Source organism: Niallia sp. FSL W8-0635, assembly GCF_038007965.1.
Classification (GTDB): Bacteria; Bacillota; Bacilli; order Bacillales; family Cytobacillaceae; genus Niallia.
The window spans coordinates 4,082,528-4,104,040 of sequence record NZ_JBBOYD010000001.1 but is presented as its reverse complement, the minus strand read 5'-3'; the positions used below and the strand labels follow the sequence as shown (position 1 = coordinate 4,104,040).

The 21,513-nt window shown below is 38.4% G+C and carries 20 protein-coding genes; 15 read left to right on the top strand and 5 right to left on the bottom strand.

What is annotated here, in order from left to right; genetic code table 11:
• Positions 1–68: 68 nt before the first annotated feature.
• The 5 genes from nikB to NYE52_RS19560 are packed head-to-tail and all read left to right on the top strand — an operon-like array spanning position 69 to position 4,786.
• Positions 69–995 carry a nickel ABC transporter permease gene (nikB, locus tag NYE52_RS19580; protein ID WP_341194601.1) on the top strand — a complete coding sequence of 309 codons (927 nt, stop codon included), beginning with the start codon at positions 69–71 and terminating at the stop codon, positions 993–995.
• An 11-nt stretch (positions 996–1,006) separates the two neighbouring features.
• Positions 1,007–1,912, top strand: coding sequence for an ABC transporter permease (locus tag NYE52_RS19575; protein WP_341194600.1), 906 nt, complete (start codon positions 1,007–1,009; stop codon positions 1,910–1,912).
• Between the two features lie 15 nt (positions 1,913–1,927).
• Complete coding sequence (locus tag NYE52_RS19570) at positions 1,928–2,941, top strand: ABC transporter ATP-binding protein (protein WP_341194599.1); 1,014 nt, start codon at positions 1,928–1,930, stop codon at positions 2,939–2,941.
• A complete protein-coding gene (locus tag NYE52_RS19565) occupies positions 2,916–3,893 on the top strand; it encodes an ABC transporter ATP-binding protein (protein ID WP_341194598.1) in 978 nt (325 codons plus the stop codon). The genes NYE52_RS19570 and NYE52_RS19565 overlap by 26 nt, the downstream gene beginning before the upstream one ends.
• 17 nt (positions 3,894–3,910) lie before the next feature.
• The gene (locus NYE52_RS19560; RefSeq protein WP_341194597.1) at positions 3,911–4,786 is read left to right on the top strand and encodes a DUF1028 domain-containing protein; all 876 of its coding nucleotides are present in this window, start codon (positions 3,911–3,913) and stop codon (positions 4,784–4,786) included.
• Between the two features lie 102 nt (positions 4,787–4,888).
• Here the strand turns inward: NYE52_RS19560 and NYE52_RS19555 are convergent, their stop codons facing one another.
• Positions 4,889–5,218, bottom strand: a complete 330-nt coding sequence (locus NYE52_RS19555; protein WP_341194596.1) for a hypothetical protein — start codon at positions 5,216–5,218, stop codon at positions 4,889–4,891.
• Positions 5,219–5,459: 241 nt separating this feature from the next.
• Between NYE52_RS19555 and NYE52_RS19550 the strand changes: the two genes are divergently transcribed.
• From NYE52_RS19550 to NYE52_RS19515, 8 genes are all read left to right on the top strand, one after another.
• Positions 5,460–7,112, top strand: a complete 1,653-nt coding sequence (locus NYE52_RS19550) for a M20/M25/M40 family metallo-hydrolase (protein WP_341194595.1) — start codon at positions 5,460–5,462, stop codon at positions 7,110–7,112.
• A gap of 185 nt (positions 7,113–7,297) precedes the next feature.
• Positions 7,298–7,681: a DUF1398 family protein gene (locus NYE52_RS19545; protein ID WP_341194594.1), complete on the top strand. Its 384-nt coding sequence runs from the start codon at positions 7,298–7,300 to the stop codon at positions 7,679–7,681.
• A 166-nt stretch (positions 7,682–7,847) separates the two neighbouring features.
• Positions 7,848–9,029 (top strand): ROK family transcriptional regulator, encoded by a 1,182-nt coding sequence (locus tag NYE52_RS19540; protein ID WP_341194593.1) that lies wholly within the window; start codon positions 7,848–7,850, stop codon positions 9,027–9,029.
• A 26-nt stretch (positions 9,030–9,055) separates the two neighbouring features.
• Positions 9,056–10,000 carry an amidohydrolase family protein gene (locus NYE52_RS19535; RefSeq protein WP_341194592.1) on the top strand — a complete coding sequence of 315 codons (945 nt, stop codon included), beginning with the start codon at positions 9,056–9,058 and terminating at the stop codon, positions 9,998–10,000.
• Positions 9,990–11,471 carry an argininosuccinate lyase gene (argH, locus tag NYE52_RS19530; RefSeq protein ID WP_341194591.1) on the top strand — a complete coding sequence of 494 codons (1,482 nt, stop codon included), beginning with the start codon at positions 9,990–9,992 and terminating at the stop codon, positions 11,469–11,471. Before NYE52_RS19535 ends, argH begins: the two co-directional genes overlap by 11 nt.
• 15 nt (positions 11,472–11,486) lie before the next feature.
• A complete protein-coding gene (locus NYE52_RS19525) occupies positions 11,487–12,770 on the top strand; it encodes an extracellular solute-binding protein (RefSeq protein WP_341194590.1) in 1,284 nt (427 codons plus the stop codon).
• Between the two features lie 60 nt (positions 12,771–12,830).
• On the top strand, positions 12,831–13,748 hold the full coding sequence (locus NYE52_RS19520; RefSeq protein ID WP_341194589.1) for a carbohydrate ABC transporter permease: 918 nt from the start codon (positions 12,831–12,833) through the stop codon (positions 13,746–13,748).
• A 108-nt stretch (positions 13,749–13,856) separates the two neighbouring features.
• The gene (locus tag NYE52_RS19515; protein WP_341195244.1) at positions 13,857–14,588 is read left to right on the top strand and encodes a carbohydrate ABC transporter permease; all 732 of its coding nucleotides are present in this window, start codon (positions 13,857–13,859) and stop codon (positions 14,586–14,588) included.
• Positions 14,589–14,763: 175 nt separating this feature from the next.
• On the opposite strand, the gene NYE52_RS19510 is transcribed toward NYE52_RS19515, so the two are convergent.
• Both NYE52_RS19510 and NYE52_RS19505 read right to left on the bottom strand, forming a co-directional pair.
• Entirely contained in the window at positions 14,764–16,008 is a 1,245-nt protein-coding gene (locus tag NYE52_RS19510; protein WP_341194588.1) for an MFS transporter, read from the bottom strand.
• Between the two features lie 47 nt (positions 16,009–16,055).
• A complete protein-coding gene (locus tag NYE52_RS19505) occupies positions 16,056–16,511 on the bottom strand; it encodes a CBS domain-containing protein (RefSeq protein WP_341194587.1) in 456 nt (151 codons plus the stop codon).
• A gap of 188 nt (positions 16,512–16,699) precedes the next feature.
• On the opposite strand from NYE52_RS19505, the gene NYE52_RS19500 reads away from it, so the two are divergent.
• Together NYE52_RS19500 and NYE52_RS19495 are read left to right on the top strand one after the other, a co-directional pair.
• Positions 16,700–17,134, top strand: a complete 435-nt coding sequence (locus NYE52_RS19500; protein WP_341194586.1) for a MarR family winged helix-turn-helix transcriptional regulator — start codon at positions 16,700–16,702, stop codon at positions 17,132–17,134.
• A gap of 501 nt (positions 17,135–17,635) precedes the next feature.
• On the top strand, positions 17,636–20,002 hold the full coding sequence (locus tag NYE52_RS19495) for an immune inhibitor A domain-containing protein (protein WP_341194585.1): 2,367 nt from the start codon (positions 17,636–17,638) through the stop codon (positions 20,000–20,002).
• Positions 20,003–20,112: 110 nt separating this feature from the next.
• Here NYE52_RS19495 and NYE52_RS19490 read toward each other — a convergent pair whose 3' ends face one another.
• Positions 20,113–21,000: a hypothetical protein gene (locus tag NYE52_RS19490; RefSeq protein ID WP_341194584.1), complete on the bottom strand. Its 888-nt coding sequence runs from the start codon at positions 20,998–21,000 to the stop codon at positions 20,113–20,115.
• Between the two features lie 83 nt (positions 21,001–21,083).
• Positions 21,084–21,455, bottom strand: a complete 372-nt coding sequence (locus NYE52_RS19485) for a hypothetical protein (protein WP_341194583.1) — start codon at positions 21,453–21,455, stop codon at positions 21,084–21,086.
• Between the last annotated feature and the right edge of the window lie 58 nt (positions 21,456–21,513).

Genomic DNA, 21,513 nt, shown 5'->3' with positions numbered 1-21,513 from the left:
TTTTTGCTAATGGTTAATATTCGTCCTTACAAGACATCTATATTTGTTAGTAGATGAGGAGGGAAATGATGTTACGGTTCATTTTGAAGCGGATTCTAATGTTAATACCCGTAGTAATTGGAGTATCGATTATCGTTTTTATTCTAATGCAGTTGACACCAGGTGATCCAGCTCAAATTTTATTAGGACCACAGGCTGGGGAAGAGGATGTACAAAATTTACGGGAACAAATGGGATTAAATGATCCCCTTATTGTTCAATATTTTCGATTTTTAATAGGAATTGCAACCTTCGATTTTGGGACTTCTATACAGGATGGACAACCAGTTCTTCAGCAAATATTAAGTCATTTTCCTGCAACAATAAAATTAACATTGGCAGCAATGGTAGTGGCACTTTTAATCGGGATTCCGATTGGAATCATTTCTTCTACGAAACAATATTCCTTCTTTGATAATGTTTCTACACTTGGTGGATTAGTAGGTTTTTCTATGCCAAATTACTGGCTAAGCATGATGCTAATCTTATTATTTTCTGTTCAATTAGGATGGTTACCTGTTTCGGGATATGGCGGTCTTATTTTCTTAGTGTTACCAGCAATTTCCTTGGGAACGCAAACGGCGGCAGTATTTTTACGAATGACAAGGTCAAGTATGCTGGAGGTTCTGCATTCGGATTATATAAGAACCGCACGAGCGAAAGGAATTACAGAAAGAAAGGTTGTTTATGCACATGCACTTCGAAATGCGCTTATTCCTATTATTACAGTAGTTGGTTTACAGGTTGGAGCATTATTAGAAGGAGCCATTTTAACAGAAGCCGTATTTGCCTGGCCGGGAATAGGAAGGTTTATGATTGATGCAATCAATGCAAAGGACTTCCCCGTTGTACAAGGTAGTGTTGTATTTATCGCATTTGTCTTTGTGTTTGTGAACCTATTGGTAGATATACTTTATGCCTATGTAGATCCAAGAATTAAAGCCCAATATAAATAGGAGGGAAAAATATGCAGCCATTGCAGCAATCTAATACTAATGTTGCTTCTTCTGTGAAAATTATCAAACAAAAGAAGCGTAATCCATTTGCTGATGTTTCGGTACGTTTATATAAAAATAAAATGGCCTTATTATCATTTGGATTTTTAGTATTTCTAGTGCTAGTTGCTCTATTAGCAGATGTTATTGCTCCTTATTCTTATGAAGAACAAAATTTAGATGAAATGCTGGTAGGACCCAATTCCGCACATTGGTTTGGAACAGATGAATATGGTCGAGATATTCTTAGCCGAATTATCTTTGGATCACGAATTTCTCTAGAAGTTGGCTTCGTAGCCGTCTTTTTCTCGGTGACGATAGGGGGAATTATTGGAGCAATTTCAGGTTATTACGGAAAAAAGGTTGATAATCTTTTGATGAGATTGATGGATATCCTTCTTGCGATTCCTGGAATATTGTTAGCTATAGCGATTGTAAACGTGCTTGGACCAGGATTAATGAATGTAATGATAGCGGTTGGTATTGCTAGTATCCCGACATATGCGCGTATCGTTCGAGCGTCTGTATTGTCTATCAGGGAACAAGAGTTTGTTGAATCAGCAAGAGCTATTGGAGAGAATGATTTTTCGATTATCTTCCGTTATATATTGCCAAATAGTTTAGCTCCTATCATCGTTCAGGCTACCTTAGGTGTAGCATGGGCTATTCTTTCTGCTGCAGGATTAAGCTTCTTGGGATTAGGCTTGCAACCACCAACTCCAGAGTGGGGAGCAATGCTGAGTGCTGGTAGACAATATATTTTCGATGCTTGGTGGATTACAACATTTCCTGGTTTAGCCATTGTACTTATTGTGTTGGCCCTAAATATTTTTGGAGATGGAATAAGAGATGCACTTGACCCTAAATTAAGGAAATAAAATGAGGTGAGAAAATTGAGAGAATCTTTATTAGAGATACAGGATTTACATGTTCATTACACAACGGAGGGAAAGATAGTCAAAGCAGTAAATGGCGTTTCCTTACATTTAGACCGAGGCGAAACATTAGGGATAGTAGGAGAAACAGGAGCAGGTAAATCGACGACAGCTCTCTCGATTATGCGCCTGATTCAGACACCTCCTGGAAATTATGCAAATGGAAAAATACTTTTTAAAGGCGAAAACCTGCTTGCTTTAAAGGAAACAGATATGAAAAAAATTCGTGGAAACGAAATATCAATGATTTTTCAGGACCCCATGACCTCTTTAAATCCAGTATATACAGTAGGGGATCAAATAGCAGAAGTGATTTGGACACATGAAAAAGTAACGAAAGAAAAAGCGAGAAAAAAGGCTGGTTCCATTCTTGAGCTAGTTGGTATTCCAGCTGAACGTGGTGCAGAATATCCTCATGAATTTTCAGGGGGAATGCGACAACGTGTTGTCATTGCCATTGCATTAGCCTGTAACCCAGAGCTTTTAATTGCAGATGAGCCAACTACTGCTCTTGATGTAACGATTCAAGCACAAGTACTGGAATTAATGAAAAAGTTAAAAGAAGAATTAAATACAGCGATGATTTTAATTACCCATGATCTCGGTGTAGTGGCTGAGGTATGTGACAATGTTGCGATTATGTATGCTGGCGAAATCGTTGAATATGGAACAGTGGAAGATATTTTTAATGAACCAAGCCATCCATATACAAAGGGGTTATTTGACTCTATTCCAAAGCTAGATGTTCGAAGCAAACGTCTTAAGCCGATTAAAGGTTTGATGCCAGACCCGACAGATCTGCCGACTGGCTGTATATTCCATCCAAGATGTCCATTTAGCATAGAACGTTGTCAGAAGGAAGCACCTTTAGCGTATAAAAAAGGCGATATTCATCATGTTGCATGTCATTTATTTGATGAATATCCAATAAAAGGAGGAGAGGTAAGTGAAGAGGGAGCAGCTAAAGTCTAGTACTCTTACAAAAAAAAATATACTAGAGGTTAAAAACCTTATCAAGTATTTTTCATCAGGTACAGAAGTAGTAAAGGCAGTAGATGATGTATCTTTTTCTATTAAAGAGGGAGAAACACTTGGATTGGTTGGGGAAAGCGGCTGTGGAAAATCGACTACCGGAAGATTAACCCTCCGCTTACTGAATTCTACTTCTGGTAGTGTGCAATTTAATTCGGAAGAAATAACAGATATGAGTCAACGGAGACTAAAGCAGCTCCAAAAAGAAATGCAAATCATATTTCAAGATCCTTTTGCTTCTTTAGATCCTCGTAAAACGATTGGAGAAACAATCGGAAGACCCTTAACTATTCATAACATTGTTCCAAAAAGAGAAAGATTTGATAGAGTCTTAGAATTAATGGAACGAGTAGGCTTAGATCCTCGCTGGGTTAACCGGTATCCACATGAATTAGACGGAGGTCGCCGTCAAAGGGTAGGAATTGCCCGCGCTTTGTCTGTGAATCCGAAATACATTGTTTGTGATGAGCCGGTATCTGCACTCGATGTGTCGATTCAGGCACAAGTATTGAACTTAATGGAAGATTTACAAGAAGAGATGGGATTAACGTATTTATTTATTTCCCATGATTTAAGTGTGGTAAAGCATATAAGCGATCGCATTGTGGTGATGTATCTAGGGAAGGTAGTGGAAGTAGCAGAAGCGGATGAGCTTTTCTTAAATCCAAAGCATCCGTATACACAAGCGCTTTTGTCTGCTATTCCAGAACCTACTTTACATCGAAGAAGGGAAAAAATCATTTTAAAGGGAGATGTACCTAGCCCCAAAAATCCGCCTAGTGGTTGTCGTTTCCATACTAGATGCCCACTTGCAAGCGATTATTGTAAAACAAATGAGCCCAAATTAGAGAGTGTAAATGGTCACGAAGTAGCGTGCCATTATGCGAAATAGAAGAGAGGATGTATAAGATGAAGGAATATATTAATAAAGAATCTCTAGTAGCAACCTTCTCCATTGTTGGGGCAGACCCTAATACTGGGGAGCTAGGGATTGCTGTTCAATCTAAATTTTTGGCGGTAGGCTCCGTAGTTCCTTGGGCAAAAGCAAATGTAGGGGCGATTGCCACTCAATCTTGGGCAAATACAACATACGGACCAGAAGGTTTAAATTTATTGGAACAAGGCTATTCGCCGAATGAAGTGGTGAGCAAACTAGTGCAAGATGACCCAGGGAGTGCATTTCGACAGTTTGCGGTCATAAATGCTAAGGGAGAAGTAAGTGCTTATACAGGTGAGGATTGCTTTGATTGGGCTGGTCATAAAATCGGTAAAAATCATTCTGCACAGGGAAACATTCTAATAAGTGAAGAAACCGTAACAGCAATGAGCGAAACATTCGAACAAAGCGAGGGACCGTTAACAGAAAGACTACTTGCTGCTCTTTCTGCTGCACAAAAAGCAGGTGGAGACAGCAGAGGAAAGCAATCAGCAGCAATCTATGTTGTTCAAGCTGGAGCAGGCTATGGTGGATATAATGATGTAAAAGTAGATCTGCGCGTAGATGATCATCCAGAGCCAATCGAAGAATTAGCCCGATTATATAAGCTGCATCAAGTATTCTTCTCTCCTTCCAAACAAAAAGTCGAAATAGAGGGAAATCTACTTAATGATATAAAGGACTCTTTATATAAAAAAGGCTATCTGTCCAAAGTTAGTTACAATAATTACGAAGGCGAAGTGCAAGACGCTCTAAGAACCTATGCTCTAAAAGAAAACTTTGACGATCGATGGACTGAAGAACACAGTATTGATTTAGAACTATTAACTAATTTGAAATCTTCTTGAGGGATCTGCTCTTAAATGATTTGCCCCAAAAGTTAGACTTCATTCTAACTTTTGGAGTGCAGTTCATAGTTCTTATAATTTTTTTGCGTTATATTATAAACATTACATAACTTTTCCACCTGTTTCAGATGATAATACAATTTGAAGATTTCCTTTTACTATTTTATCTAGATGCCACCACCACTCACTAAAGGGTTGATTGGATAAGTTAAAATCATACGCTTTCTTAATGCGGCGGTACATTTTATGAACGTTTTTAAATAAGAGAGCATCATATTCAGCTAGCAACTGCTGCTCTTCTAAATTTAATTGATGAAATACTTTCTGAATATCACTTCTATCTTGCAACATTCTGAGACTTTCAAATGGGCTACTTTCAAAGTCATTAACATCATCCCCGTAATTAAGAATATCCTGCATATACTTACTCATTCCAATACCTCCTTCTTTAAAAGACCTTTATTTTAACTATTATATCGCTTAAAAGTGAATCATATAGCTTTCCTCCTTTTATTATTGAGGAATAATAATCTAAGTATCAGATGGTAATAGAGCTGTGGAATTGTATCCTTTAAGGTGAAAAAGCGTGTAAGATAACTTTACACTAACAAAGCCAATGTGCTAGAAATTCAGTATTGTTAAATATATAAGTTCTTAAGGAGGAGGGAAACGAATGTTCAAAGATCTTGAAAACCTATCCACATTCAATCAAGTAAACTTACTAACTACTTCTCTTGTAAATATACGAAGTATCAATGGGACAAAGGGAGAGGTAGAGATTGCTGATAAGATAGAGGGGATTCTGCGTAGTTTTCCTTATTTTAAAGCAAATCCTGAAATGGTGTGGACACAGCTTTTGCCTAATGATGGGATTGGGAGAAAGAATGTTTTTGCTAGGATAAAGGGGAATGGAGAATCGAAAAAGACTGTTATCTACCATGCTCATTTGGATACGGTTGGGACAGAGGATTATGGAAAAATTCAGGAACTAGCAAATAAGCCAGAGAGTTTACTAGAATTTTTCAAAAGCTGGGATGGGAATAAAGAGATTCAAGAACAAGCAAAGTCTGGTGATTGGATGTTTGGCCGTGGAGCTGTTGATATGAAGAGTGGCATTGCTGTTCATTTAGCGAATGTTCTTTATTGGAGTGAGCACCGCGATATGTGGGATGGAGAAATTATTTTCATGGTCAATCCTGTAGAAGAAAATCAGCATACAGGAGTAATTGCTGCTGTTGATGAGCTACTGCAACTTCGAGAAGAGGAACAACTGGATTATATTGTAGCAATCAATACGGATTACATAACGTCTCTTTTTCCAGGGGATGAGAGGAAGTATATTTACACTGGTGCGGTTGGCAAGCTTCTTCCTTGTTTTTATGTATATGGGAGAGAAACGCATGTTGGTAGAACGCTGGATGGATTGGATCCAACGCTCGTAACCTCTGAATTAAATCGTTTGATCAATAATAATATGGAATTAATTGAACAGGTAGACGGGGAGCTGATGACTCCTCCGTCTGTTTTATATCATCGCGATACGAAAGATTTTTATAATGTCCAAACAGCGGTAACGAGCCATATTTATTTTAATTTAATGATATTAGAGGCTAGCCCACAAGTGGTAGTTGAGAAATTAAAAAGGATTGCGATAGATGCAGCCAAAAAGACGGAATCTTATTATCAGAAGCAGTATCAGCTGTATTCCATACGCAATCATTTTCCTGTGGATAGCCCTAATTGGGAATTAGATGTTTATACGTTTGAAGAGTATTGCGAGAAGCTTATAAAGCAGGGAGTCGATGTGGAGGGGATATCGGAAAAAATCGCCTTAACGCATAAAGAGGAAGACCCAAGGAAGGTTTGCTTTCAAATAGTAGATTCCCTAAGGCAGCAGGATGCTACTGGAGTTCCTTGTATTATCATCTTTTTTGCACCACCTTATTGTCCTCATAATTATTTAATAGGAAAAAGTGAGAGGGATAAACGGGTAATGGATGTCATTGATAGAATGGTAGAAAAATGGGAAGCTGTTTCAGCCGAACAATTTTCTATTAAAAGATTTTTCCCCTATCTGTCAGACAGCAGCTATTTATCTCTTCATGACACAGAAGAAGAAATAGATTCCCTTATTCATAATTTCCCAGAATGGAAAAGTATTTACCCGGTACCCGTTGACCGAATCAGAGAGCTGAATGTTCCAGCAATTAATATTGGCGTATATGGGATGGATGCCCATCGTTGGACAGAAAGAGTGTATAAACCTTATTCCTTTGAGACATTGCCACATTTGATTAGGGATTTGACGGTGGCTTGGTTATCATAGGGACGGTTCTAGTGCTTCCTTAGAAGTGTTTGAATTCCTAGGTATGCATACAGCCTTCATACCTAATGATTTTTTTCGTTTTGATATAAATAATATCCTATTTTTACAAGAATAAGAAGTAAATTCAAGGTTAAAATGATGAAGCAAAGTGAAGGATCTAAAATCATAATTGGAGGTTAGTATGTATGAATGACAAAGTAACAGAAAGCGAGTTTCAAGAAATTATTAGCAGAAGAAGTAGTGGTGTAATAGATTTCTCTCAATTCTTAAACGAATTGTCCAAAAGAGGGATAAATGAATACGAAATAGAAGTTGCGACTGGGCAAGCCACCTATAAAGGAGTATATTCTGCATTTAAAACAGATTCCCAAGTAAACTTGGTAGTGTCAGATGATTTTAATAGAAATAAGGTAATTGAGGCAATCGCTAATATCTCTCTTCCTTTTTTAGACTTCTTACAAGAGATAGCTGAAGCCGGAATTGTCACCTATCGTGTGTTTATACCAGAAAAAAAGGTTATATACCTTGGTGCTAGAGGAGAAGAAATAGAAGAACAGCTTAAAATATGAAGTTGGGACAAGGGGTCTGACCCCTTGTCCCGCCCCTCCCTCTTAAGAAAAGGGAAGCAGAAGAACCGTCCCCCTGTTTCCAAACATATTACCCATACCCCAATCATACACTATTTAAGAAGTAAGTAAGGTTTACTAACTCTAACTACTGTGAATGGAGGAATGCATGAGTATAGTGCAGTCAGGAACTCCCAACTACTTGAAGATGATTAATAAAAGGAAAGTGTTGCAAGAAATTATGGATGGAGGGGAGCTTTATTCAAGAGCGAGCTTGGCAAAAGCATTGAAGCTAAGCAAACCGACTATATCTGCATTGGTGGATGAGCTGGTGCTAGAGGGATGGATTTATGAAAAAGAAAGCATGGTAGCAGCGAGGAGAGGGGGAAGAAAGCCGGTCCAATTGTTTTTTAATAAAGAATATAAATATACAATTGGTATGGATATTGGGGGCACCTCTACCGAAATTGCGATTATGGATTTGGATGGTACATGTATCCTTCACCGGAAAATTGATACGCAGGATGGATTGCAGAAAGATTTTATCCATTTACTTGTAGATGAAGTGAACAGTATGTTAGAAGCCAAGAATATTAGTCATGCAAAGGTGTTGGCTATGGCGATTGGTGCTCCGGGAATCACTGATTCGGATCAGGGAATCGTGATGGAGGCACCAAGCTTAGAGTGGCTCGATTATCCATTGAAAAATAAGATGGCAAAGCATTTTCCTTTTCCAATCCACATAGAAAATGATGTGAATATGGCGGTGCTAGGAGAGTGTTGGAAAGGTGCTGCCAAAGATAAATCCCATGTAGTGTTAATAACGATTGGTACAGGAGTAGGCTGCGGGATTGTAATTAATGGAGAGCTATTTCGCGGTGGTCAATTTGCAGCTGGAGAAATAGGCTATATGATTACCAATAAAGATCAGGCTAGTCAAGGCTTTGAATCGGTGTTTGAGGGCTATGGTTTTCTTGAAAATCAGGTTGGTGGTCCGTCTATCGTGAAGCAGTATAAACGAGGGATGCAGGGAACAAAGTTTAGCGCAGAAAAAATCTTTGAAAAAGCCATCGAAGGAGAAGCTTTGGCGATGGAAATCATTAACGAGGCGCTGGACCATCTTGCTGTTTCGTTAATTAATGTTGCTGCATTGCTTAATCCTGAGTGCATTGTATTAGGTGGAGGGATTTCTAAATCAGGCTATTGGTTTTTGCCGAAGCTGCAAGAGAAAATCGAGCAATATCTACCTGAACAAAGTAGAACAGAGGTTATGCTAACAAAGCTGCCGCAAGCTTCCTTGATTGGCGCAACGGTGCTTTGTATGAAAAAAGATGCATTATTGTCTAGGTGAAAAAATAGATTAGAAGGGAGATATACATGCTCTTTCCAAATGAGTTTAAAGTGGTGGATATCCATGGGCATTTACCTGCAAAAAAAGGAAGTAGTTTTATCAAAAGATCAAAAACGGGAGATGCGTATAACGAAGAAAGATCGGAAAGAATGAGATTAACTTGGGATTTTCCCGCTCCTTCTGAGGAAACAGAAGAGCAACAAGCAATCCCACTTATGGATCGATGGCTAGCAGAGCTTGATACATATGGGGTGGAGGTCATGAACTTTCTGACAGCGGAGGACAATGATGATCTGGCTGCGAAAATTAACCAGCATCCGAATCGATTTATTGGCTTTGCCCATCATGCTATCGAAAATAGCGATGCCCTGCCAGAATTGAAAAGAGCGATTGAACAATTAGGATTGAAAGGCTATAAAATGTTTGGGCCACTCGTTAATAGACCATTGCATGATAAAGAACTGATGCCAGTTTGGCAATATTTATCAGACAATCAACTGCCGGTCTTAATTCATTTTGGTTTGTTAGGTAGAGCTGGCGGAATTGTCGAGCATCAAAATATGTCGCCCCTTGCGATTTTTCAAGTAGCAAGAGAATTTCCTGACCTTCCAATCATTATTCCTCATTTTGGCGCAGGCTACTTCAAAGAGCTATTGCATTTATGCTGGAGCTGCCCGAATGTTTATATCGATACATCTGGCTCCAATCAGTGGGTGAGATGGATGCCTTATCCATTAGATTTAGAAACATTATTTCGAAAAACATTTGAATTGATTGGACCGGAAAGGATTATATTCGGGACAGATTCGAATGGCTTTCCGAGAGGTTTTTCCTATCGATATTTACAGGATCAAGTTAGAGTTTGTAGAGAAATTAATATGAGAGAGGATGATATCGAGAATATCTTTGGAAACAATGCTCGCCGTTTACTCAATTTGGAGATGGGAGTGAAGCCACTTAATGCCAGATAGTAGATCACCTATTTATGTAAACCATATTTTAGAACCCACCTATAATTTTACCAAAGAACATTTCCTTCCTTATTTATTAGAAATTAACATCGCCCACGCTACTATGTTAGCCCGCCAAAAAATTTTAAAAATAGCAGACACCGAAAAAATTATTAAAGCAAACCAGGCAATATTAGCAAATGGCTATGGGAAGAAGTATGATCCTGTTTTTGAAGATTTATTTTTCATGATAGAAGAGGATTTGAAAAAGGAAATTGGCGAAGAGCTTGTCGGGAATATGCATATTGCCTTTAGTAGAAATGATATGGATGCGACGATGTACAGAATGGTATCCCGTGAAAAGCTTTTGCATTTTCTCACCCTGCTTATCGAATTAAAAAAGGTATTGCTGTGTCTGGCAAAAGAGCATGAACTAACGATTATGCCGGCATACACCCATAATCAGCAAGCACAGCCAACTACTTTTGCCCATTATCTCTTAGCTGTTGATTGTAGTTTAGAGAGAGATTTGGAGCGAGGCATTTCCCTTTTAAAAAGAATCAATGAGTCACCGATGGGAGCTGCTGCTTTAGGGACTTCTGGATTTCCGATCGATCGACAGTTTATGGCGACACAATTGGCCTTTGAAAAGCCGATGGATAATTCCTATGATTCTATTAGTGCTGCAGATTATATGCTTGAAATAGCTAGTGTCATCAAAATTACTTTAAGCACCTTGTCTCGATTTACCCATGATCTCATGTTTTTTGCGACAAATGAAGTGGACGCAATCAGGCTAGATGAAAGCTTAGTGCAAACATCAAGCATTATGCCTCAAAAAAGAAACCCATCATCTTTAGAACATACGAAATCCCTAATAAGTAGAACAATTGGAGAAGTAAACACAGCTTTTATGATGCCACATAACGCGCCATTTGGAGACATTGTCGATATAGGGGATGATATTCAGCCTATTCTTATCAATGGTTTTTCCCATTCCTATCAAATTATCGAACTACTGACAGAAATACTTCAACATATCGAGGTGAATGTAGATAAGCTCCTTACTCGTTGCAGGGAGGGATTTTCCACCGTTACGGAATTAGCAGATGTATTGGTAAGAGAGTATCATTTATCCTTCCGCGATTCCCACTCGATTGTAAGAGTGTTAGTCCGGCGATTAGCGGATGCTGGGAAAAAAATTAAGGATGGCTCTGCAGCATTGGTTAACGAAATTGCCAATGAAATCTTGGGAAACCAATTGATTTTATCAGAGGAGCACTATAAAAATGCGATTGATCCTTATCAATTTGTCATGGTTCGTTCCGTTCTTGGGGGGCCTAATCCGAAAGAAACAGAGAGACAGCGGATACGGTCCACTCAAAGTCTAGCTTCATTTTCAAAAGAAGTAGAGACATATAGACAGAAATTTACTTCTTATAAGCTGTTACTGCGCCATAATAGCTACAATATGCTGAGCAATAATAATTAACTTGGAGGGGTTCTATTGAAAAAGTTATTAGGGGTATTTCTTTTTCTCATGGTGTTAATGGTAGTAGTTGGCTGCTCAAAAGGGAAAGAATCAGGGGGAGAAGACAGTGATACGGTAACGATTGAATATTGGCAGTATGCTTATAAAGCAAAGGTTGATTTAATGGATGAGCTAATTAAAGAATTTGAAGAGGCTAATCCAGGCATTAAAGTAAAGCAAACAACTTTCCCTTATGAGCAATACAATGAGAAGGTTGCTACATTAGTACCGGCTGGAAGAGGACCAGATGTTATTAATTTATACTATGGCTGGCTTCCTAAATATATTGATTCTGGCTATTTACAGCCACTTCCGGAAGATACATTCCCAGTAGAACAAATCGAAAGTGAATACTTCTCATTAGTAAATGCAGCGAAATTGGATGATAAATATTGGGCAATTCCAACCGCTGTTCGTACGCTAGCACTTTTTTATAACAAAGATCTTTTTGAAAAAGCAGGATTAGATCCGAATAGTCCACCAGAGACATGGGATGAATTAGTAGATTATGCGAAAAAGCTGACAGTCAGAGAAAATGGAAAATTAGTAACAGAAGGAATGGCATATGAAATTGGTGCCCAGTTGAATAACTGGTTTTATGATGCCTTAGTTTATCAGGCTGGCGGCCAAGGGTTAAGTGAGGATCGAAAGCAAATTCTTTGGGATGATACCCCTGCTGGATTAGAGGCCTTTACGTACCTAGTGGAAATTGGATCCAAGCATAAGGTTGGGGAAAGTGGTTTTTATACAGATGATGTAACAGCTTTTAAAACAGGCAATGCAGCGATGAATATTGATGGCTCCTTCCGTTTAGGAACTTTGGCGACAGATGCTCCAGACTTAAACTATGGAGTTGCGCCACTGCCATCCTATAAAGAAAAAGCAACGCAATCTTCGTTCTGGGCAAATGGGATTACCGCAAAAGTGGAAGGAGAAAAATTAGAAGCATCGAAAAAATTCCTAGCGTTTTTAACAAGCGAGGAAGTAATGGAACGCTGGATTGATGAAGTTGGGGAATTACCAGCAAAAGAAGCAGTGGCAACACAGGATAAATACGTAAATGATCCATTATATGGTCCATTTATTGAACAGCTTTCTTATGCAAATGCCCAATTCTATGTCGATGAAACGGCACAAAGGCAGTATGTTATTGATGCGGTGAATGAAGTATTGCTAAATGGGGTTTCTATTGAGAATGCTTATGAGGAATTCGCGGAGAAATCACAGAAGCTCTACGATGATTATTGGAGTAAAAAGTAAATTTGAAGGGATAAAGAAAGGCGATTTTCGTCTTTCTTTATTCAGAAAGGAGGGGGCTTCATGGCTAGTAAGAACCATTCTATTGTCAAAAAAAAGACTGCTCGATTCACGTTGAAACAGCAAAAATACATATTTGTGTATACGTGCTTGCTTATTCCTCTTCTCTTTTTTATTTCGATTCGATTCTTACCAACACTTTATACCTTTAATATAGGATTTCGGGAATGGGATATTCTTTCGGAGGATAAACCATTTGTTGGGATGGATAATTATGTAACGCTTTTTAAGGATGAAGTTTTTCGGAAATCACTAGTAAATACGTTTATTTATGTTGTTTTCGGTGTAATTGGGCAGCTGCTGTGCGGATTAGGTGTTGCTTTACTCCTGCAAAGGATTAATAAATTTGTTGGGGTTTTTAGAGCTATTTATTTTATTCCATATGTGACAAGTATTGTTGCGGTAAGCTGGGTTTTCAAATGGATCCTGATGAATAACGGGATTGTGAATGATATCCTGATGAAATTGGGATTCGAAGCACAGCTTTTTCTAAAATCACCAGATCAAGCAATTTATATTATTATCTTAACGATGATATGGCAAGGCTTAGGCTTCCAAATGATTATTTTCTTAGCTGGCCTTGAGAATATCCCGAAAATGTTCTATGAAGCAGCGGAAATTGATGGGGCGAATAGCTGGAATAAATTTATTCATATTACCTTACCTTTATTAAATCCAACAATCGTGTTTTCCGCCGTGATTGGCAGTATTAGCTTCTTACAAACCTTTACACAAGTCCAGAATATGACACAAGGTGGGCCATTAAATTCCACTATATCTGTTGTGTTATATATTTATCAATTAGCGTTTCAACATTTTGATATGGGTCTAGCTTCCGCAGCAACGGTTCTATTATTTATCATTATTTTAATTATAACAATCATTCAAATGAAGGTATTAACGAAGAAATTTGAATACTAGTTTTTTTATGGGGGTGAAGACTTGAAAAAAAGAAGGTATTTTAAAAAATCGATTGTCTATATTCTGTTGATTGTGGGTGCGATTTTTATGCTATTTCCATTTGTTTGGATGGTGTCGACGTCGTTTAAACCGCCATCGGAAGTGTATGGACTGAAACTACTCGCTGATCATCCTACCTTAGATAATTACCGGAAAATCATGGTGGATACGTTATTTAGTAAGTGGTTTTTGAATAGCTTTATCGTTGCAATTATTACTACATTAAGTGTTGCTTTATTTGATACCATTGTTGGGTATGTCATTGCTAAATTTTCTTTTGTTGGGAAAAGTATTATCTTCCTATTTATCTTGAGCTCTCTCATGATTCCTACTGAAATGCTTATTATTCCTTGGTATATCATGTCTACCGATTTAGGCTGGGTTGACACCTACTGGGGAATCATGTTTCCAGGCGTCATATCAGCATTTGGGATATTCCTCATGAAACAGTTTATGGAATCTATCCCAGATGACCTACTTGATGCAGCAAGAATAGACGGATTAAATGAATTCAAGATTTTCTTTCAAATCGCCATTCCGCAGGTTTATCCAGCCTTATCGGCGCTGTGTATTTTCACATTCCTAGGAAATTGGAATGCGTACCTATGGCCACTTATCGTCATCGAAACCGAAGAAATGCGTACACTCCCCGTCGGACTTGCCTTCTTCTCCGGCGAAAACCAAACCTACTGGGAAATCGTCATGGCCGGGGCAACCATCGCAGTCGTCCCACTTATCATCGTATTTCTAATCTTCCAGCGGCATATTATTAAGGGGATTACGTTGACTGGGTTGAAGTAAGATATTTGGTTGGTGCCAGGCACCACAAAAAGACAAATACTATCATTTTGTATTTCTCACAAGGACAGAGGTCAGTATAAGCGTGCAAAAAAATCCCCATCTAGAATGTGTAGATGGGGATTTTTTGTAAATTTATTTGAGAGTAGCATAAATGATGGTTAACTAATTCTCGTTTTTAATGCCCAGCACCGATTTCATCTACATGGCTTACATGTTTGCTATTAAACCAGATAAAGAACACGGAAACTAATACAAAGCCAGCTCCAACAAGGAATGGTACAGATGGGTTAAATATTTCCGCTAATTTTCCGGCTGTAAATGGAGCGATGGCACCTCCTATAAAGCGTAGGAAGCTGTATGCTGCTGAAGCGGTGGAGCGTTCAACAGGAGCGGCGTTCATCACGGCAGTAGTAATAAGTGTGTTATTGTTGCCTAATAAAGCACCGGCTACAATAACAGCTGCAATGATGACCCATTGTGTTGATGTCCAGATTCCCATAGCAACTAACACTACGGCAAACAATGTTAACATCGCACACATAGATTTCACTGTTCCGAAGCGAGCCTGTAATTTCGGTGCCATAAAGACAGAAGTCACAGCTAATAAAATTCCCCAGCCTAGGAATACAAAGCCTAACCCATGTTCATCCAAGCCCATAACAAATGGTGCATAGGCTAACAATGTAAAGAACCCAAAATTATATAATGCAGCAGCGATCCCGAAAATAAGCAAGGAACGATGCTTTAATGCTCTAAACGGGTCTGCTAAAGATGTTTTTGGCTTAACCGTGTTATTCGGTGAAGTAGCTTTTGGCATTAAAATTAATATACCGAAAAAGGCAATGACCATTAAAGCGGCAACCCCTAGGAAAGGACCTCTCCAGGACATAGCTCCTAACCAGCCGCCAAGAAGAGGGCCAACAGAGATTCCAAGTCCTATCGCTGCTTCATAAAGAATAATTGCTTTTGCCGTACCGCTGTTTGAAAGAGACACAATCGCTGCGAGCGCAGTTGCTACAAATAAAGCATTACCAAGACCCCATCCTCCGCGAAGTCCGACAAGCGTCCAAATTCCGTTTGATAGTCCACCTAAGCAAGAGAAAATAGCAATGATTACAATACCTAAAATAAGTGTCCACTTAATTCCAAGTCTTGATGAAATCATCCCAGTAATAAGCATCGCCACGGCCATAACCGCATTATAGCTAGTGAAGAGCAGTGTTACTTGGCTTTGTGAGGCATCCAGCTTCTCTGCAATAGCAGGAAGGATTGGATCCACGAGACCAAGACCCATAAAGGCGATAATCCCAGCAAAAAATACAGCCCATACTGCTTTAGGCTGTTTTAACAAGCTACCTTCCGTTATCGTATTTAAATTGTTTTTTGTTGAATCTGCTGATACAGATTGTGAAGATGGCATTTATTTTTCTCCCCTTTATTTATATTCCCTTTGTTCTAATGAATGTACTAGATAAGTTCTTTGAAAGAATTTCTTATTACATCGCCGCGACTAATAATGCCTACTAAGACCCCATTTTTTTCAACGGGAACTTTTTTTATTTGCTTTTTACCTAATACCGCCGCAATAATTTCTATTTTTTCATCCCAAGCTACCTTAACAACCTTTTTCTTCGCGATTTTCATTACATTCAAATGTAATAGACTTTGTAATCTTTGATCAAAATCTTCATCATCGCCTTTAATCACAACCGCATAATAAATACTGTCGATAATATGATCATCATGTTTACCAATATAGCGCAACACATCACCATCACTGATGAAACCAATAATTTCATTTCGATCATTGACTATTGGAAGACCGCTAATTTTATAATCGATGAATTTTTCGATAACCGATCGGACTGTGTCGCTTTCCTTCACTTTATATACTTGGCTTACCATAATATCATGCGCGAACATTTTCTTTCCTCCTTTATTTTTTTGAAAAAAGTAGTTGTATAAGGAAACTATATATTTGTATTATACAACTATATTCCAAAACGTCAATTCTCTTTATATATATTCGGCTCTCCCTGTCCATTACAAATCTTTAATCAAGTATGCTATCATATTTTTAAAGAAATATTTAAACGGTGAGGTAGTAATCAATGTATGAAGAATCGTTGGAAGAACTTGAGATTGAATTATCTATATTAATACGACGCGTTACTCATACGTCTTCCCATAAAAAAAATGGCAATCTTGATCGGTCCGCTTATCTGCTATTACATGAAATAGTGACAAAAGGACCAGCTGGTGTTAAATCGCTAGCAACTGAATTTCAATTAGATGTTTCCACTGTAAGTAGACAGGCAGCTGCCTTGGAACAAAAAGGCTATTTGTTCAGAATCCCTGACGAAACAGATGGAAGAGCTTATACCCTCCAGATAACGGAAGTAGGATTAGAAGAATTGAAAAAAGAAAAAAAGTTTAGAAGAAACAGAGTTGCCGAAGTTACCAAAGTCTGGTCAGAAGAAGAACGGGAAACATTTGCCAAGTTATTAAAAAAATACAATCAGTCAGCAATGGATGTTAATAAGTGATTCAATAAATCAGGCTGCCTGGCAGAAATAACAGAAGAAAACAAACATAAAGAAATCATATGAAGAGGAAAAACGCAAACAACTTGGTTTGCGTTTTTTTATTTGAGGGAAGCATGGGGACGGTTCTACTGCTTCCGAGGAAGCGGTAGAACCGTCCCCATGCTTCCCATTGCTTCCTTTTTCACTATAGTAACTGCTTTTTGTATTGATATTTTCATATAGTTTGTGATGCGAATTAAATAAAAATAGGACTATCTAAGAGTCTACGGATATCAAGGGTTTGGTCTATCTTTTGGGATGGCTTCTAGGAGAATGATTATATTGCCTATAATTTAGTTCGGAATTTATGAAGATAGTAAGTATTGGAGAATTAAGTTTCGAAAATAGAAAATTTTCTGATATAAAAGTACTATTTTGAAAAAATAAAAAGGATTATTGATTATTAATTTAGAATATTGAATCTTGTAATAATTACATACTTGTTTAGAGGGGGATTTATTAGTGGTTAAGAAGAAGCTTAAAACAACAGCATTGGCTGCGGTACTTGGAATTAGTACCCTCTCAGTGGGGTTATATGGACCACCTGAGAAGGCTGCTGCAAAAGCGGCTTACAAGGAAGTTATCTCGAATTACGGAGGAGCTCCTATTGATTTAGGCATTGCTAATGATGAGCGGCTCATTGAGATGCTGAAGAAGGAAGGGAAATTAGCAAAGGATGCAAGTCCGAAAGAAGCAGAGGAAGCTTTACAAAAGTATTTAAAAGGTAAAGCGGAAGGTGCTAAAAAAGCAACAAAGGATCAATTGCCAAAAGCTTTATCTGAATTAGAAACAAAGGGTGAAAAAGAAACGACCAATAGTCTTCAAAAAGGCAAAGGAAATAAATTGGGACAAGCAAAGAAAAATAAGGTTGATTCTGTAGAAGAAGAAGCGTATAACGGGGAAGTTCGTGAAGATAAAGTACTTGTTCTAGCAATTGATTTCCCTGATTATGAGAAAAGTTCTATCACAAAAGATGAAACAGATATGTTCTATGAAGATTACACACATGAACATTTCCAAAATATGATTTTTGGTGAAGATGGCTATGAAGGTCCGAATGGGGAAAACTTTGTTTCTATGAAACAATTTTATGAAGAGCAATCTGGTGGAAGCTATACGGTAGAAGGAGAAGTTGCTGGCTGGTATACAGCTGATCATGAGGCGGCTTACTATGGAGGAAACTATCCAGGACCAGATGATAGTGATGCACGACCTCGTGAGTTAGTATATGAAGCATTAACAAAAGCAGCACAAGATCCTAATGTCGACTTAAGTGAATACGATGTATGGGATCGTGATGATTATGATGGTGATGGTGTTTATAATGAGCCAGATGGTATCATTGATCACTTAATGGTTATCCATGCAGGTGTTGGAGAAGAAGCAGGTGGAGGTGCGTTAGGTGGAGATGCTATTTGGTCCCATCGCTGGAATTTAGGAAACCTAGTTGCTGTACCAGGTGGAACTTCTAATAGTGATCGTTTTGGTGGTTTACTTGGTGCATATGACTACACAATTGAACCGGAAGATGGAGCTGCTGGTGTATTTGCTCACGAATTCGGCCATGATCTAGGATTGCCTGATGAGTATGATACACAATATACTGGTGGCGGAGAAGCAGTAGCTTATTGGTCGATTATGGCAAGTGGAAGCTGGGCTGGTGATGTCCCAGGTACAGAGCCAAGTGGATTTAGTGCTTATGCGAAAGAATTTTTACAAGGAGCACACGGTGGTAATTGGTTAAGCGGTACAACTTTAAATGTGGAAGATATCACCAGTAAGGGGACAGAATTATTAATTGATGAAGCTGTAACAAAGGGTACAAATAATGATGCAGTTCGTATAAATCTTCCAGATAAAACAACAGATGTGAACACGCCAGCAAGTGGACAATATGAATATTTTGGTGGCAGTGGAAATAATTTAGATAATTCCATGAAAACGACTGTAGACCTAACGAATGCAACTAGTGCTGAGTTAACGTTTAAAACTTGGTATGATATTGAAGTAGATTGGGATTATGCGTCTGTTAAAGTAAATGGAGAGTCTATTAAAGGTAATATTACGACGGCAGAAAATCCAAATGACCAAAATCCAGGTAACGGAATTACAGGAAGCACAAATGGGGAATGGGTAGATGCAATCTTTGATTTAAGTGCATATGCTGGACAAAAAGTAGAAGTAGAATTAAATTATTGGACAGACGTTGCTGTTGCTAATCCAGGTTTCTATGTGGATGATATTAAAGTAACGGTTGATGGTTCAGAAGTAGTAACAGATGATGCAGAAGGTGACTCTGCCTTTACTTTAGAGGGCTTTAAGAAAGACGAAGGTAAATTCTATTCTAAGCATTATTATCTATTAGAATGGAGATCCCATAACGGGGTAGATGCAGGTCTTTCTCATATTCGTCGCGGTGCTAGCTTAATGAGCTACGATCCAGGTCTTGTAGTTTGGTACGTAGATGAAGCATATGGCGATAACTGGACAGGAATCCATCCAGGAGACGGCTATTTAGGTGTAGTTGATGCAGACCAGCATACAAATTACTGGAGTGATGGAGTAGTTGGATCTACACGTTATCAATTAAATGATGCTGCCTTTAGTTTAGCGAAATCAAACAAAATGCTATTAGATTATTCCGCAATTAACGGCACAACATTAAAAGATAACTTTACACAAAGAACACCATTATTTGATGATAGTGCAGACTACAGCAATCCAGGAAACGTAGAAGCAGGACGTAATATCCCAACAACTGGATTGAAAATTCGTGTAGTTGGCGAAAGTAGTGACGGTACTGTAGGTAAGGTTTTATTATTTAAATAATGGGACAGTGGGACAGGTTCTTTGTCCCACCTCATAGTAGGGAAGCATAGGGGGGAGTTCTTATGCTTCCCTTTTTGTTGTGAGGGAAGAGTAGAACTCTCCTCTGCTTCCTATTTCACCAAGATGCGTTTTAGTACGCTACTGATAATCTTTGGCTTCATTAAAAAGGTAATGGGTTCTACTAAATTCATGACTTTAATAAAGGAATCATAAACATCGCGTTTTTCGATGGATAGTAGATAAATTTGCTTGGCATACCATTGTTGAATGTTCAACTCGGGTGGTTTCTTGCCAGTGATGGCTGGATAGCGGAAAACTTCGGTAATCACCATCTTCCAAATGGGGGCGATAATCCGAGCGACTTTTTTATGGTAACTTGTAATAGCTTGTTGCATCGAAACCCTCTGCTCTTGAAGAATACTCCTCAAAGCTAGTGCTTCCAATACAGCAATACTCATTCCTTGACCAAAGACAGGATCAATTCTGCAAATGGTATCTCCCATTAACAAAAGACCATTAGGAAAGCCTTTTACTTTGTCTATTCGCTTCCACTTAATTTGTGGAACCCGGTAAATGGATGGTTTATTTAAAGGTGTTGCATTTAGTAGTTCATGATAGATATCTTGTTTAGGCAACGTTCTGGTTAGTTCTAAAAATCCATCTTCCCTCTTGATAATCTCTTTTCCGGAAATAGTATTTAGATAGCCAATGATCGTAACAATATATTGATCCCCTTCTACTTTTGAAATCGTACCGCCAACTTTTTCTTGGGGAGGATTTGGATAGATGAGCTTAATCTTCCAGTCTCTCTTTGGATTTTCAGGAAGTTTAAATTTTTGGCTTACATAGGTTAAACCAATATCTAATTTTTCCTGTGGAACTGTTATTTTTGCTTTTTCTAACCAAGTGGATGTCAAGCTGGCCGATCCACTCGTATCTACAACAAGATCAGCGTAGAGTAGTTCGGTGCTTTTGTTGTTTGATAGTTGTATTTTCACCCCAGTAACCCTGTTATCGTCTATTTGATATAAAAAATTTTTAACTGTTACTTGGTATTGGTATGTAATATTAGGGATTTGTTCTATGTATTGCTCCATATGGTATTCAAATGTGGGCGAGTTTGAAGCGTTGTCGTATATCCTCCATCATAACGTAGCTTCCAGCCGCCATGATGAAACCATAATAAATCCATTGTGGAATTAATCTTAATGGCACCACTGCCGTAAAACTTTGCAGTAATCCCTGGAAAAAGCACTTCTAGTCCATATTGGCCAGCGTGGAGAAGGGCATGGAGATGTTCTCCCTGTCTAGCACCTTCTCTTGGTGTGGGCTCTAGAATTTTTGAGTCTTTTTCTAGGATAATAACCTCTTTAAAATGCTCTGATAGAACTCTTGCAGCGAGTTTGCCAGCAATTCCTCCCCCTATAATAATTACTTTGTTTTTCTCGGTCATTCCGTTTTCCTTCTTTCTTTATTCTTTAGAGTATGTAGAGTCTGGTACCTTTTAAAGA

Coding starts and splice junctions, on each gene's coding strand:
- nikB (WP_341194601.1), top strand. CDS start 69: ATGTTACGGTTCATTTTGAAGCGGATTCTAATGTTAATACCCGTAGTA.
- NYE52_RS19575 (WP_341194600.1), top strand. CDS start 1,007: ATGCAGCCATTGCAGCAATCTAATACTAATGTTGCTTCTTCTGTGAAA.
- NYE52_RS19560 (WP_341194597.1), top strand. CDS start 3,911: ATGAAGGAATATATTAATAAAGAATCTCTAGTAGCAACCTTCTCCATT.
- NYE52_RS19555 (WP_341194596.1), bottom strand. CDS start 5,218: ATGAGTAAGTATATGCAGGATATTCTTAATTACGGGGATGATGTTAAT.
- NYE52_RS19550 (WP_341194595.1), top strand. CDS start 5,460: ATGTTCAAAGATCTTGAAAACCTATCCACATTCAATCAAGTAAACTTA.
- NYE52_RS19545 (WP_341194594.1), top strand. CDS start 7,298: ATGAATGACAAAGTAACAGAAAGCGAGTTTCAAGAAATTATTAGCAGA.
- NYE52_RS19540 (WP_341194593.1), top strand. CDS start 7,848: ATGAGTATAGTGCAGTCAGGAACTCCCAACTACTTGAAGATGATTAAT.
- NYE52_RS19535 (WP_341194592.1), top strand. CDS start 9,056: ATGCTCTTTCCAAATGAGTTTAAAGTGGTGGATATCCATGGGCATTTA.
- argH (WP_341194591.1), top strand. CDS start 9,990: ATGCCAGATAGTAGATCACCTATTTATGTAAACCATATTTTAGAACCC.
- NYE52_RS19520 (WP_341194589.1), top strand. CDS start 12,831: ATGGCTAGTAAGAACCATTCTATTGTCAAAAAAAAGACTGCTCGATTC.
- NYE52_RS19515 (WP_341195244.1), top strand. CDS start 13,857: ATGGTGTCGACGTCGTTTAAACCGCCATCGGAAGTGTATGGACTGAAA.
- NYE52_RS19510 (WP_341194588.1), bottom strand. CDS start 16,008: ATGCCATCTTCACAATCTGTATCAGCAGATTCAACAAAAAACAATTTA.
- NYE52_RS19505 (WP_341194587.1), bottom strand. CDS start 16,511: ATGTTCGCGCATGATATTATGGTAAGCCAAGTATATAAAGTGAAGGAA.
- NYE52_RS19500 (WP_341194586.1), top strand. CDS start 16,700: ATGTATGAAGAATCGTTGGAAGAACTTGAGATTGAATTATCTATATTA.
- NYE52_RS19485 (WP_341194583.1), bottom strand. CDS start 21,455: ATGACCGAGAAAAACAAAGTAATTATTATAGGGGGAGGAATTGCTGGC.